The 13,801-nt window shown below is 64.9% G+C and carries 13 protein-coding genes and 1 tRNA gene; 3 read left to right on the top strand and 11 right to left on the bottom strand.

From position 1 onward, the window contains the following. Nucleotides 1-7 precede the first annotated feature (7 nt). Nucleotides 8-1,018: a DUF4917 family protein gene (locus tag L6D75_RS05535; protein WP_176510993.1), complete on the bottom strand. Its 1,011-nt coding sequence runs from the start codon at nt 1,016-1,018 to the stop codon at nt 8-10. Nucleotides 1,019-1,143: 125 nt separating this feature from the next. Here L6D75_RS05535 and L6D75_RS05530 point away from each other — a divergent pair, with 125 nt between their 5' ends. Next, entirely contained in the window at nt 1,144-2,214 is a 1,071-nt protein-coding gene (locus L6D75_RS05530) for a glycerophosphodiester phosphodiesterase (RefSeq protein WP_176510994.1), read from the top strand. Here L6D75_RS05530 and L6D75_RS05525 read toward each other — a convergent pair. From L6D75_RS05525 to L6D75_RS05500, 6 genes are all read right to left on the bottom strand, one after another. Further along, nucleotides 2,208-3,938: a SulP family inorganic anion transporter gene (locus L6D75_RS05525; RefSeq protein ID WP_176510995.1), complete on the bottom strand. Its 1,731-nt coding sequence runs from the start codon at nt 3,936-3,938 to the stop codon at nt 2,208-2,210. The two genes, L6D75_RS05530 and L6D75_RS05525, sit on opposite strands and share 7 nt — an antisense overlap. Nucleotides 3,939-4,091: 153 nt before the next feature. Beyond that, nucleotides 4,092-4,165, bottom strand: a tRNA-Gly gene (locus tag L6D75_RS05520). Between the two features lie 107 nt (nt 4,166-4,272). Further along, nucleotides 4,273-5,160 carry an alpha/beta fold hydrolase gene (locus L6D75_RS05515; protein WP_176510996.1) on the bottom strand — a complete coding sequence of 296 codons (888 nt, stop codon included), beginning with the start codon at nt 5,158-5,160 and terminating at the stop codon, nt 4,273-4,275. Nucleotides 5,161-5,608: 448 nt separating this feature from the next. Then, complete coding sequence (locus tag L6D75_RS05510) at nt 5,609-6,301, bottom strand: pseudouridine synthase (RefSeq protein ID WP_176510997.1); 693 nt, start codon at nt 6,299-6,301, stop codon at nt 5,609-5,611. Nucleotides 6,302-6,335: 34 nt separating this feature from the next. Next, the gene (locus L6D75_RS05505) at nt 6,336-6,584 is read right to left on the bottom strand and encodes a cysteine-rich CWC family protein (protein WP_176510998.1); all 249 of its coding nucleotides are present in this window, start codon (nt 6,582-6,584) and stop codon (nt 6,336-6,338) included. Beyond that, complete coding sequence (locus L6D75_RS05500) at nt 6,577-8,067, bottom strand: sensor domain-containing diguanylate cyclase (RefSeq protein WP_176510999.1); 1,491 nt, start codon at nt 8,065-8,067, stop codon at nt 6,577-6,579. Before L6D75_RS05500 ends, L6D75_RS05505 begins: the two co-directional genes overlap by 8 nt. Nucleotides 8,068-8,278: 211 nt before the next feature. On the opposite strand from L6D75_RS05500, the gene L6D75_RS05495 reads away from it, so the two are divergent. Next, complete coding sequence (locus tag L6D75_RS05495; RefSeq protein ID WP_176511000.1) at nt 8,279-8,707, top strand: hypothetical protein; 429 nt, start codon at nt 8,279-8,281, stop codon at nt 8,705-8,707. 44 nt (nt 8,708-8,751) lie between these two features. Here L6D75_RS05495 and L6D75_RS05490 read toward each other — a convergent pair whose 3' ends face one another. Beyond that, the gene (locus tag L6D75_RS05490) at nt 8,752-9,858 is read right to left on the bottom strand and encodes an enoyl-CoA hydratase/isomerase family protein (protein WP_176511001.1); all 1,107 of its coding nucleotides are present in this window, start codon (nt 9,856-9,858) and stop codon (nt 8,752-8,754) included. Between the two features lie 127 nt (nt 9,859-9,985). Between L6D75_RS05490 and ung the strand changes: the two genes are divergently transcribed. Continuing rightward, nucleotides 9,986-10,678: a uracil-DNA glycosylase gene (gene ung, locus L6D75_RS05485; RefSeq protein WP_176511002.1), complete on the top strand. Its 693-nt coding sequence runs from the start codon at nt 9,986-9,988 to the stop codon at nt 10,676-10,678. 77 nt (nt 10,679-10,755) lie between these two features. Here the strand turns inward: ung and L6D75_RS05480 are convergent, their stop codons facing one another. The 3 genes from L6D75_RS05480 to L6D75_RS05470 are packed head-to-tail and all read right to left on the bottom strand — an operon-like array spanning nt 10,756 to nt 13,756. Beyond that, nucleotides 10,756-11,787 carry an AbrB family transcriptional regulator gene (locus L6D75_RS05480; protein WP_176511003.1) on the bottom strand — a complete coding sequence of 344 codons (1,032 nt, stop codon included), beginning with the start codon at nt 11,785-11,787 and terminating at the stop codon, nt 10,756-10,758. Next, a complete protein-coding gene (locus L6D75_RS05475; protein WP_176511004.1) occupies nt 11,780-13,294 on the bottom strand; it encodes a tripartite tricarboxylate transporter permease in 1,515 nt (504 codons plus the stop codon). The genes L6D75_RS05480 and L6D75_RS05475 overlap by 8 nt, the downstream gene beginning before the upstream one ends. Before the next feature lie 3 nt (nt 13,295-13,297). Further along, nucleotides 13,298-13,756, bottom strand: coding sequence for a tripartite tricarboxylate transporter TctB family protein (locus L6D75_RS05470; protein ID WP_176511005.1), 459 nt, complete (start codon nt 13,754-13,756; stop codon nt 13,298-13,300). Nucleotides 13,757-13,801: the final 45 nt, after the last annotated feature.

Here is a 13,801-nt window from a genome sequence, read left to right as displayed (position 1 = left end):
GCATGACTCAAGGCCTGCCCTTTGCCGTGTCGATGGTAACCGCCACCAAGCCTAGCGGATGACTACTCGAGTCGAAGAAATGCAGCTCGGATGCCGTCAGATCAGCGAACCGCTCGACGAAATGCCGCTTCTGATTGACCACCGAAGCCTCGCCCAACGGCCGTATGGCAATCGACAGATGCGCCGGCCGCGCCTGGCGAATGGCCTCGAGCAGGTGCTGGTCACTGGCATCCAGATGCTGGCCGAACAGGCAAAGCCCGTTGTTCTCCTGCGCCAGCTGACCCAGGCACCAAGCCAGGTAATCCGAGCTGCGAATCGCCCGCAGCTTCTCTTCGCTGCGGTCTTCGTTGATGAACAAAGGCACTTCACCGGGAATGTTCACGGCAAAACCATCGAGCAGCTCTGCACTCTCGGCGCTGCGTTGGCGGGTAGTGCCATCGGGCAGCTTGAGCAGGTGCAGGCCGCCATGCAGGTGCATGACCCGGGTGCCTTCGCTGTGGGTGCGGCGCACGTCGAAGAAGCCCTGCTCGTCGAACAGTTTGGCGAAGCCTTGCGGGGCATGCTGCATGGCCCAGGGCAGCAGCAGGTCGTAGTTGCTGGTGTAGACACTGCGGTAGCTGCGCAGGGCCTGGTTGATCGAGGCCAGGGTGGCCGCCGGCATCAGTGGCCAGGGCAGGTGCACGGTGCGCACGGCGTGGATCAGGCCTTCCTTGATCGAGTAGTAGCGGTTCAGCGGCGCGGTCGAGTTGATGGCCAGGGCGGCGTTGGCGCGCACGGTGTGGTTGAGCGTGCTCAGTACCGGCTCGAACAGCTCGGTGCCCAGCGACTTGAACAAGGCCTGGTCGCTGATCGCCAGGCCTTTCTTGCGCCCGGCACGCTGGGCTTCTTCGAACAGCGAGAAGTAGCCGAAAGGCTTCCACAGCGCCCGGCTGGCGCCGTTGCCCAGCAGCAGTGCACTGCAGGGGTGGCGTTGGTTGAGGTCTGGCCAAGAGGCGAGGCGGGCGTCGAGAGCTGGCATGTGCGGTCCGTTCGGTGGTGCGGGAAACGGCGGGGACTGTAGCATGTCATGCAAGGGGTGCGAGGGTTGCTGCTTACATTGCCGCCTTGCGCTGCATTTACTGCAGGATGAAAGAGGATGTCCCCATGCACAACCCGCTGCTGCGTACCTTGGCCATGGGTACGCTGTTTTCTGCTTCACTGGCTTCGGCCAGCGACGGCCAGGCCTTGGCTGCCGCCCAAGGTATTGCTTACCCGGCCGTGATCGCCCACCGCGGCGCTTCCTACGATGCTCCCGAATCCACCAAACCCGCCTATCTGCTGGCCCGCCAACTGGGCGCCGATTATCTGGAAGTGGATCTGCAGCGCACCCGCGATGGTGTGTTGGTGGTAGTCCATGATGATGAGCTGTCGCGCACCAGCAATGTCGCCGAACGATTCCCCGAGCGCAGCAAGAGCCCAGTGAGCGCTTTCACCCTCGCCGAGCTGAAGTCGCTGGATGTCGGCAGCTGGTTCAACCGGGCTTATCCCGAACGTGCCCGGCCATCGTTCAAGCATTTGTCGGTATTGACGCTGGATGAAGTCATCGATATCGCCGAAGGCAGCCATGACCGCCACCCAGGGCTGTATATCGAGACCAAGGTACCTGGCCAGTTCCCCGGCATCGAGAAGGACCTGAAGGCACGTCTCCAAGCCCGCGGCTGGCTCGATCGGCCAGGGCGAGTGGTACTGCAGACCTTCGACCGCAACAGCCTGAAGCTGCTGAATGAAGCGATGCCCCAGGTGCCGAAGATCCTCCTCCTGTGGCTGGGCAACCGAGGTATCCCATCGGCATCCGGGCAAACTTACGACCCGTCGGGCAAGCAGGACAAAGCCACCTTCTATGCACGTCAGCAGCCCAAGGACAAGGCGGCGTTCCTGCGCTGGCTCGACCATGCAAAGCAGGGCGGCGCCATTGGCACCGGCCCCTCGGCCACCCGTACGCATCTGGGCGAGCAGAGTTACAGCGACCTGATCCAGCCTTGGATGAACCAGGCCACCCACGAGCGCGGCCTGTTGGTTCACGTCTACACCCTCGATGACCGGGTCGATTTCCAGAAAGCCATGAAGGCCGGTGTCGACGGGATCTTCACCAATCGGCCTGGAGAGCTACTGCGCTTCCAGCAGCGAACAGTCAAGCGATCCGAATCCGAATTGCTGAAAACCTTGGGTTATTGACCCTCGGGGCTTGCCAGTGGCTTTTGATTGGCCACTGGCGCCTGGCGGCTCCTGTTGCGCCATACCCGATACGCCCGAATCCCCGCCCGTACCGAGCCGAACAGCAGTTTTTCCTCCATCTCCCGGGCCATCCCCGAGCGCACCAGCATGCGCAGGAAGGTGCCGCGGGCGCGGGCGATGGCGAAGAAGATCCCTTGCGCCGCCAGGGTGTCGCGCACCTCGCGCAAGGCGGCAATGCCGCTGACGTCGATGCTGCTCACGGCCTCGGCATCGAACAGCACCGCCTTGGGCTCGGCCTGGCTCTGCACGGCTTCGAGCAGGCGCATCTTGAAGTAGTCGGCATTGAAGAACAGGATCGCGTCATCGAAGCGATACACCACCAGGCCCGGTACCGTGCGCGCCTCCTTGTGCTTACGAATGTCCACCTGGCCCTCGGTGCCAGGCAGCCAGCCGAGTACCGCGTCGGTGGGTTGGTAGATGCTGTAGAGCAAGCGCAGGATGGCCAGGGTCACGGCAAACACGATCCCCGGCAACACGCCCAGGCCGAGCACGCCGGCCGTGGTCAGCAGGCACAGCCAGAACTCGAAACGGCTCAGGCGGCGGATGCGCCCCAGCGACTTGATGTCGATCAGCCCCCAGCCAGCCATCAGCAGTACCGCGCCCAGCGCGGCCTGGGGGATCCACGCCATGGGCGCGGTGAAGAACAGCAGGATCAGCGCGATCACCAGTGCGGCGATGATGCCCACCAGCTGGCTCTTGCCACCGACCATGTCGTTGACCGCCGTGCGCGAGTCGGCGCCGCTGATGGCAAACCCCTGGGAAATACCCGCCGCCAGGTTGCTCACGCCGAGGGCGACGAATTCGTGGTTGGCATTGATCGCGTAGCCGTGCCGGGCGGCGAAGCTGCGCGCCGTGAGCATGGCGCTGCAGAAGCTGACAGTGGCGATACCCAGGGCATCGCGCAGCAGGCTCTTGGTTTCTGCCAGGTTGCTCTGCGGCCAGGCCAGTTGCGGGATGCCGGCCGGCACCGGGCCGAGGATGGCAACGCCGAGGCGGTCCAGCCCGAGCAGGCCTGCCAGCGCGGTGAACACCGCCACGGTGACCAAAGCGGCGGGCAGGCGCGGGTAGCGCCGCGGCAGCCAGATCAACAGGGCCAGCCCGGCCACGCCGATGGCCAGGGTCAGCCAGTGGATTTCCCCCAGGCGCTGCATGAAGTTGATCAGGCTGAGGACGAAGCCGTCACCCTCGATCTTGAACCCCACCACCTTGGACAGCTGCCCGGCGATCAGGCTCAGGCCGATGCCGTTGAGGTAGCCGATCAGGATCGGCCGCGAGAAGAAGCTGGCGATGAAGCCGGCCCGGGCCAGCCCGGCACCAATCAGCATCACCCCCACCAGCACGGTGACGATCACCGCAAGCTCGGCGGTGCGCTGCGGGTCACCCATGGCCAGCGGCGCCACGGCACCGGCGATCATCGCGCAGGTGGCGGCGTCCGGGCCGACCATCAGTTGCCGTGAACTGCCCACCAGGGCGTAGATCATCATCGGCAGCACGCAGGCGTACAGGCCGTACTGCGGCGGCAGGCCGACGATCTGGGCGTAGGCGATGGCAATCGGGATCTGGATGGCGGCCACCGACAAGCCGGCCTGCAGGTCGGCATGGAACCACTCGCGGCGGTAGTGCAGGAGGTTGGCAAGGCCGGGAAGCCAGCGTGACAGAAACATGCGCAGTCCTTTCGAAATGTTTCGCTAATGCACAGAGCATATGCGCTACAAGACGGGCTGCTGGCAAGTGGCAGGCGGGCAGAAACGAAAAAAGGAGCCAAGGCTCCTTTTGACAGCGATGACGTTGCTGGAACGCCATGCGGGAATGCGGTGTGGAGCGGGTAGAGGGAATCGAACCCTCGTCGGAAGCTTGGGAAGCTACTGTTCTACCATTAAACTATACCCGCATCTGCGCTCGACTTTTTACCAGAACCTTCAGCGAATTAGAAGCCCAAGTTATAAAAATTGACGGCGCCCACAGCCTGCGGGTGGTGGCCACGGGGCGCCGATTCACTCAGATGGCCCATGCATGCTGCCCTTGTGAGGCGTATGGGTTGCGCGCGCGGGTTTCGCGCATGGTCGGCTTGAGGAAGCCGAGCAGGGCGCTGCGGGTGTCTTCGCAGGCGGCCTTGTTCTCCATGTCGAGGAAGTGCCCGGCATCGCGGATCACCGTGAAGTGGCTCTGGTCCACATGCCGGCCGAACTGGCGGGCGTCTTCGGCGGTGGTGTACTCGTCACGGTCGCCATTGATGAACAGCACCGGGATGTCGATGTTGCGCGCGCCGTTCAATGCACGCTCCAGGTCATGCTCGAGCACCTGGTTGATGTGGAAGTGCATCTGCGCGTATTCGTGGCTGTCCAGCCCGCTGACGTGGCGGTAGTTGAAGCGTTTGAACAGCGAGGGCAGGTGCTTGCCGATGGTGTCGTTGACCAGGTTGCCGACCTGGTAGCGATCGCAGGCGGCCAGGTATTGGCAGCCCCGGTCGAGGTAGTCGCGCATCGGTGCGTTGATGACCGGCGAGAACGAACTGACCACGGCCTTCTTCACCTGCCGCGGCTGGTGCGCCAGCGCCAGCAGGGTGCAGGCCCCGCCCCAGGAGAACGACATCACGTGGTCGGCCTGGAAGTGCTCGATCAGCTCCAGCAGGATGTGCGCCTCGGTCTCCTTGCTGATCAGGCGTTCCTGGCGGTTGTGCGGCTTGGACTTGCCGGCGTAGGGCTGGTCGTAGAGCACGACGTTGAATTGCGGGTGCAGGTTGCGCACCGTCTGGGCGAACGAGGCCGTGGTGGCCAGCGAGCCGTTGATCAGGATGATCGTTTTTTCAGCCGCATCCGCGCGATGGAACTCCGTGTAAACCCGATACTGACCTTGGATATCAAGTACAGCGATTTCTGGCCTCATGTCATCGACTCCTGGCGCAAAAAGGGTATTCGCGTCACCTAGGGTGCACGTTCTTTATGACAGGTAGGCATTTGCCTGAAGATAAAACCGGGGCCCTGTGTCGATCCTTCGTACACGTGTCGACGGTATTGTTTTAGGCGGGCAATTCACCGTGCCCCAAGGCATCTAGGCCTTGGGTAGCCGGCGAAAAGGTGTCTTCGACTGCGGTTGTGACTGGTTGGTCACGGGCAGACTGACGAGTTAGGATTCAAGCAGTGGGTTGCGGTTCTCGCAAGTGCCGTTTGCGCAAATATGTGACTTTTGCCGCTGGGCGGTCGTATGGCGAGCGCGGGCCGTCTGTTGCGGCCCTATCGCCGGCAAGCCGGCTCCCACAAAAGCCCACGATGCCTCGGGCTGGTGGCATACCTGTGGGAGCCGGCTTGCCGGCGATGGGGCCGCAGCAGGCAACCTAGACCGTGGCGATTTCCTCGCACGTCAGCGCCCTGAACGCCCCCGGCGCCAACTGCGGATCCAGCCGGATCGCCCCCATGCTTTCCCGATGCAGCCCCACCACCTTGTTGTCGAAGTGCCCGAACATGCGCTTGACCTGGTGATATCGCCCCTCGACGATCGCCAGCCGCGCCTGGCGCGGGCCGAGGATGTCGAGCTGGGCGGGTTGGGTGGTGAGGTCTTCGAAGGCGAAGTAGAAGCCCTGGCGGAATTTGTCGACGTAATGCGCGCCGATTTCGTCCTCGGTCTCGACCAGGTAATGCTTGGGCAGCTTGGTGGCGGGCTGGGTCAGGCGCCGTGACCATTGGCCATCGTTGGTCAGGATCAGCAGGCCGGTGGTGTTGAAGTCCAGGCGCCCGGCAATGTGCAGGTCGCCGCGCAGCTCGGCGGGCAGCAAGTCCAGCACGGTGCGGTGTTGCGGGTCCTGGGTGGCGCTCACGCACCCCGCTGGCTTGTGCAGCATCAGGTAGCGCGCCGGGCGGCCAGCCTGCAGCAGCTGGTCGTCCACTTCGACGCGGCTGAACTCGCGCACGTCGGCCTGCGGGTCGGTGACCACCTCGGCATCCACGCGCACACGGCGCTGCACCAGCAGCAGGCGCACTTGCTGGCGGTTGTAGCAGGGCAGGTTGGCGAGGAAGCGGTCGAGGCGCATGGCGGCAGGGCAGGGGTGTGGGTGGGCGCGCAGTCTAGCGGTTTTCCGGGTTGATCGGGGCGGGCTTGGTCGTCTGCTTGCCTTGTTCCGCCAGTTGCTCCAGCACCTGGGCGCAGCGCGGGCACAGGCAGGCCTTGTTCCGCAGCTCGGCGGGCAGGGCCTGGAGCACCGCAGGGTCGATGGTCACGGCATAGCACCAGCAGGCTTGCGTGGCGCTGCGCGGGTCGGCCAGGGCGCACTGGTTGAGGGCGCCGCAGGCGGGGCAATGCTGGGGGTCATTCATGCTCGGTTCCGGGAGTTTCACTGCAGACGCGGTTGCGGCCGGCCTGCTTGGCACGATAAAGCGCACGGTCGGCGCGGCTGAGCAGGGCATGCAGGGTGTCGCCTGGCTGCAGGCTGCTCAGGCCGATGCTGGTGGTCAGGCGCAGGGGTTGGTCGTCGTAGCTGAAGGTCAACTGCTCGGTGCGCCGGCGGATCTTTTGCGCAACGTCGATGGCTTGCCGGCCCTGGGTTTCGCGCAGCAGTACGATGAATTCCTCGCCGCCCCAGCGGCACAGTATATCCGACTGGCGCAGGCTGCCCTGCAGCACATTGGCGAACTGGCGCAGCACTTCGTCGCCGGCCAGGTGGCCGTGGGTGTCGTTGAGGACCTTGAAGTGGTCCAGGTCGATCAGCAATGCCACCAGTGGCGCACAATCGCGCTGGGCCTGTTGCAGCGCCTGCGCCGCCAGCAGGTCGAAACTGCGCCGGTTGGGCAGGCCGGTGAGGCTGTCGAGGGTGGCCAGGGCCTCGATGCTGGCCTGGTGGCGCCTGAGCATGGCATGCAGCAACGACAGCACCACCAGGGTGATCATGGCGCAGATGGCCAGGTTCAGGTAAAGCGAATGGCGGATGCGGTCGAGGGTGCCGGTTTCGCGCTTGTCCACCAGCAGGTACCAGCCAAGTTCCGGCAGCTGGCGCACATTGAGGAAATGGCTGTGGCCGGTGCTGTCGCGGTATTCGTGGCTGCCCTCGCCGGGCACCGCTTGCTCTGCCAGCAGCTCGGCCAGGTCGGCGTTGCCCTGCAACACCTGGCCCACCCGCAGGCCATGCGGCCCGCCATCGGAGCCGGTGAGCAGGACCTTGCCCTGGGCGTCGGTAAAGAACACCGAGCGCTGGTAGCGCCGCTGGTAGTTGTCGATCAGCTTGACCACCGCATCCACGCTCAGGCCGACCCCGGCCGCGCCGATGAAGCGGTGCTGGTAGTCCAGTACCCGGTAGTTGATGAACACCGTCAGGCTGTCCTGGTTGGCCATGTCCAGGTCGACGTTGATTTCATAGGGCGCGTTGAGTTCGCGCAAACGAAAGTACCAGGCATCACGCCAGGTGCCGGGCTCGACCCGCTTGAGCACGCCCTTGGCCTGGTAGTAGGTGAGGCTGCGGTTGGAGACGACGAACGAGGTGACCGTGGCCTGCTTGGCCATCACCTCGCCCAGGTAGCGGGTGATGCGCAGCGGGTCTTGCTCGCCGGCCAGCAGCCAGTCGCGCAGGAAAGTGTCCTGGGCCATCATCGAGGCGATCAGCACCGGGCGGATCAGGTCCTTCTGGATTTCCGAATAGACCGTGTCTGAGGTCAGCGGCAGCTCGGTATTGACGATGCCATCGCGGATCGCGCTGCGCGAGGCGAAGTAGCTGAGCAGCGAAGTGGCGAGAAAGCCGCAGGCCAGCAGCATCAGCAGGGCGAAAATCAGCGAGCGCTGTGAGAACAGGGCAGTGCGTGAAGGCATGATCGTCCCGTGATGTGTGCCGAGGCGCTCATTCTAGTGATATGACCGGAAAAAGACTGCAGCTTTTTTGGGGTTATCGGAGCTGTTTCCAATTGTTGCAGAAATGGCACTGCACCTTGGCGCAACGGTCTTATTCAATGTCGATGAACGCTTTTCGATCGACGCTCGCCAGCGCCGCTGTTCGGGCACCCCTGCGGTCCAGGAGGCCGCCATGTCCTATCGAATATTGCTGATTGCCGTGTTGGCCCTTTTGACCAGCGCCTGTGCGCCCTATTACGGGAGTGGCAGCTATTACCGTTCGGATTACTACACCACCGATCGCTATGTGGTGCCGGGCTACTACCGGTATGACCGCTACTATGTAGCGCCGCAGCCGCGCTACTACTACCAGCCCGCGCCGCGTTACTACCACCCGGCGCCGGTGCCGCAATACCGGCCCTATCCGCAGCCGGGCATGAACCAGTGGCATGGCAACCCGCGCTATGACTATGGCAATCGCCAGCGGGATGACTATGGCCGGGATCGTGATCGCAACGACTACCGAAATGGTAGCCAGCGTTATCAGAATGACCACTCGCACTCCAACGGCTGGGGCAATCGTGATCATCAGCCCGATGGTGGGCGCAACTGGCAGAGATAATGCACACAGGGGCCGCGCTGCGGCCCATTCGCGGGGCAGCCCCATCAGGCCAGGTCAGCCAATGGATGGCGCCCCTCCCACACCTTCACGAAGTGCGCCTCGACCACCGCCGCCGGCACCTGCGCCACATCCGGCCAGTGCCAGCGGGGCTGGTTGTCCTTGTCCAGCAGGCGCGCGCGCACGCCCTCGCTGAATTCCGGATGACGGCAGCAATTGAGGCTCATGCCGTACTCCATCTGGAACACCTGCGCCAGCGACAGGTGCCGGGCCCGGCGGATCTGCTCCCACACCAGGTGCGCAGTCAGCGGGCAACCCTCGTGCAGGCGGTTACCCGCTTCGGCCAGCAGCGGGTCGCTGTGGTGCTTCAGGCCTTGCAGGGCATGCCATGCAGCGGCGGGGTCGGCGACATCGAGCAATTGGTCGATCACCTGGCGCCGGGGCAGCCATTGCGCCTGGGGCAGTTGCTCGCAGGCGCGGTGCTGCTCGGCCTTGAGCAGGCTGTTGAGCTGCAGCTCGGTCTGTTCCTGCCAGTTCAGCTGCAGCAGCTCATCGATCAATTCCTCCTGCTGGTGCTCACCGAAGAAGCGGTCGGCAAGGCCCAGGTCTAGGGCATCGCGCGCATTCATTGGTGCGCCGGTCAGGCCCAGGAACAGCCCCAGCTTGCCCGGCAGCCGGGCGAGGAACCAGCTCGCACCGACATCGGGGTACAGGCCAATGCTGATCTCCGGCATCGCCAGGCGGCTGCTGGGTGTGACGATCCGCACGTTGGCGCCCTGCAGCAGCCCCATGCCGCCACCCAGCACATGCCCGTGGCCCCAGCACAGCAGCGGCTTTGGGTAGGTGTGCAGCAAGTAGTCGAGGCGATATTCGGCCGCAAAGAAGGTGGCGGCCAGCGGTGGTACGCTGCCTGGGTGGTCGCGGCAGGCCTGGGCCAGCGCCCGCACATCGCCCCCGGCGCAGAACGCCTTGGCGCCGTTGCCGCGCAGCAGCACGCAGACCACGCCCGGGTCGCGGGCCCATTCGTGCAGCTGTTCGCCGAGCACTTCGATCATCGGCAGGTTGAGGGCGTTGAGCGCCTTGGGCGCATCCAGGGTGGCAACGCCGATGCGGGCGCCATCGACGCCGGTGAGTACCTCGCAATGAATGGACATGGACTACCTCGCACAGGTCATCACCCTAGTATGGCCTGCGTGGCCGATCATGCCGGTCGGCGGTCGGATCGATTGACAAGGGCGGGTGGCTTACCTAGTGTCGCGCCCATTGTTTACGGATGGCCCCATGACTGACGACGATCGCATCAAACTCGAACCCGGTTGGAAGGCTGCACTGCGCGCCGAGTTCGACCAGCCCTACATGCACCAGCTGCGCGAATTCCTGCGCCAGGAATATGCGGCCGGCAAGGAGATCTACCCGCCGGGGCCGATGATCTTCAATGCGCTCAACTCCACGCCGCTGGAGCAGGTGAAGGTGGTGATCCTCGGCCAGGACCCGTACCACGGCCCGGGCCAGGCCCACGGCCTGTGCTTTTCGGTGCAGCCGGGCGTGCCGACGCCGCCGTCGCTGGTGAACATCTACAAAGAGCTGCAGCGTGACCTGAACATCCCCATCGCCAGCCACGGCTACCTGCAGAGCTGGGCCGAGCAGGGGGTGCTGCTGCTCAACACGACCATGACCGTCGAGCGCGCCAATGCGGCTTCGCATGCCAAGAAAGGCTGGGAGTTCTTTACCGACCGGGTCATCCAGGTGGTCAGCGAGCAGTGCCCGAACGTGGTGTTCCTGCTGTGGGGTGCCCATGCCCAGAGCAAGCAGAAGCTGATCGATGGCACCAAGCACCTGGTGCTGAAATCGGTGCACCCGTCGCCGTTGTCGGCTTACCGCGGGTTCCTGGGGTGTGGGCACTTCAGCCGCACCAATGGTTTTCTCGAGCAGCGTGGGTTGGCGCCGATCAACTGGGTGTTGCCGCCGCTGTAGCGGTGGGCCCATCGCCGGCAAGCCGGCTCCCACAGGTCATGTGAGAGCCGGCTTGCCGGCGATGAAAGCGCTTCTTTCTACTGCGGGTCAGCATTCCACAGCCTGAACAACGGCTCCGCCAGAAACAGCACGAACAGCAAGCGCATCACCTGCAGCGCCGTCACCAGTGGCACCGACAACTGCAAGGTCTCCGCCGTCAGGCTCATTTCGGCAATCCCCCCGGGCATCATGCCCAAGGTCAGCGAGCGCAAGTCCAGCGCCGTCATCAGGCTCAAACCCCAGGCCGCAGCGCCGGCAATCAGCATGCACAACCCCGTGGCCACCAGTGTGCGCCCCAGAAACGACGGCGCCCGGCGGAAGAACGCGCGGTTGAAGTGGCAGGCCAGGCCGCTGCCGATCAGCCATTGGCCGACCTGGCTGGCGCCATTGGGCAGGGCAATCTGCAGGTTGGCCGCCAGGCTCAGCGTCGCCGCCACCAGCAACGGCCCGAACAGCCAGGGGTTGGGCTGGCGCAGGCGCTGCCAGAGGAAACCGACCGCCACCCCCAGTGGCACGATCAACGCCAGCCAGCCCCAGCTGACACTGCCGGCGTGATTGAGCGCCACGCCATCCCCAATCAGCAACTTGAACAGCGCCGGCACGCACAGCACCACCGCCAGCACGCGCAAGCTCTGCGCCGCCGCCACCTGGCTGAGCACCGCGCCGTTGCGCGCGCCCAGGTTGACCATCTCCCCCGACCCGCCAGGCATGCTGGCGAAAAACGCCGTGGCGCGGTCTTCACCGGTGCGCCGCAGCAGCCACACGCCAACCCCGCTGGACACCGTGGTGAACAGCGCGGCAAAGAAGATCAGCAGGAAATGGCTGGCCACCTGCTCGATCACCGCCGGGGTGAAGTGCAGGCCAATGCCCAGGCCGATGATGCACTGGCCGCATTTGCGGCCATGGGGGATTTCCGACAACTGCCAGGGCGTCAGGCAGCGCACCAGGATGATCGCCAGCAACGAGCCGACCATCCACGGCAAAGGCCAGCCGACCTTGCTGGCGAGATACCCGCCCGCAAGGCCGACCAGCCCGGTCGCAACGAACAGCGGCAGCGACCGATCAGGCATCGGCCATGGCCCGGCGCTGCAGGCTGCGTTTGCGCCAGATGCGCAGCAGCGGCAGGCCAAGCATGCACACCACCAGCACCCACACGCCCATGCTGATCGGGCTCGACCAGAGGATGCCCAGCTCGCCGTTGGAGATCGACAGCGCCCGGCGCAGGTTCTGCTCCATCAGCCCGCCGAGGATGAAGCCGAGCAGGATCGGCGACAGGGGGAAGTCCAGCTTGCGCAGGATGTAGCCCATGATGCCGATGCCGACCATCAGGAACAGGTCGAAGGTGGTGGCATGCACGGCGTACACACCGATCGCGGTGATGATCGCGATCACCGGCACCAGGGCCCAGTTCGGCACGGCCAGGATGCGGGTGAAGATGCGGATCATCGGGATGTTCAGGATCACCAGCATGATGTTGGCGATGAACAGCGAAGCGATCAGGCCCCAGACGATGTCCGGCTGCTGTTCGAACAGCAGCGGGCCGGGGGTGATGTTGTACAGGGTCAGCGCGCCGATCATCACCGCCGTGGTGCCCGAGCCTGGTACGCCCAGGGTCAGCATCGGCACCAGGGCGCCGCAGCAGGAGGCACCGATGGCGGTTTCCGGCGCGGCCAGGCCGCGGGCGTCGCCCTTGCCGAACTTGCCGCTTTCGCCGGCGATGCGTTTCTCGGTCATGTAGGCAACGGCACTGGCCAGGGTAGCGCCGGCCCCCGGCAGCACGCCCATGATGAAGCCGAGCAGGCCGCAGCGCAGGTTGACCACGAACACCGAGGCCGCTTCCTTGAAGTTGAACAGCATGCGCCCGGTGGCCTTGACCGCCTGGTGGCCATGGTGGGTCTTCTCCAGCAGCAGGAGGATTTCGCTGATGGAGAACAGGCCCAGTACCAGCACCACGAACTGGATGCCATCGGCCAGGTGCACGCTGTCACCGGTGAAGCGGTACACGCCGCTGTTGGCATCGATGCCGACCGCCGAGAGGAACAGGCCGATCAGGGCGGCAATGAAGGTCTTCAGCGGCTTGTCGCCGGCCATGCCGCCGAGCGCGACGATGGCGAACACCATCAGCACGAAGTACTCCGCCGGGCCGAAGGCGATCGCCCATTTCGCCAGCAGCGGGGCGAACAGCACCATGCCGCAGGTGGCGATGAAGGCGCCGATGAACGAACTCCACGCCGACAGCGACAGGGCCACGCCGGCCAGGCCGTTGCGCGCCATCGGGTAGCCGTCGAGGGTGGTCATCACGGTCGAGGCTTCGCCGGGGATGTTCAGCAGGATCGAACTGATCCGCCCGCCGTACTCACAACCCAGGTACACCGCAGCCAGCAGGATCAGCGCCGATTCGGGCGGCAGGCCGAGGGCGAAGGCGATCGGGATCAGCAAGGCCACGCCGTTGATCGGGCCCAGGCCCGGCAGCAGGCCGACCACGGTGCCGATCAGCGTGCCCGACAGGGCGGTGACCAGGTTGTACGGGCTCAGGGCGACGCCGAAGCCCTGGCCCAGGTAGCTCAAGGTATCCATGTGTCAGTTCTCCAGTACGCTCAGCAGGCCAAGGGGCAGGGGCACATCCATCACGCGGTCGAACAGCCAGTAGAGGAACAGGCTCATGCCCACCACCACGATGGCGCTGTGCAGCCAGCGGCCGCCGTACAGGCGGGCCATGGGGATGCCGACCAGGATGGCGCTGAGGATGAAGCCCAGGGCTTCGAAGGTGGCGGCGAAGACGATCAGCAGGCCGACGCAGAAACCGATCTTGGTCAGGGTTTCGCGGTCCAGCGCCGGCTCGTCGTCCTTGCGCACGATCGGCGTCGGGCGGATGGCCAGGTACAGCAGGCCCAGGCCCATCAGGCCGAGCATCAGCAGCGGGTAGGCGCGCGGGCCCACCGGTTCATAGGAAAACGCGGCCTGGTAGGGCCAGGCCATCACGGCCAGCGCGGCGCAGACCGCCAGCAGGGCCAGGGCGAAGATACGTTGCAGGATCATCGGGGAATCCTCGTGGGGGCAGGTAGAGGCAGTGCTGGCCTCATC

Origin of the sequence: Pseudomonas faucium (genome assembly GCF_021602585.1) — a bacterium.
GTDB lineage: Bacteria > Pseudomonadota > Gammaproteobacteria > Pseudomonadales > Pseudomonadaceae > Aquipseudomonas > Aquipseudomonas faucium.
This window is presented reverse-complemented; position numbering and strand designations above follow the sequence as displayed.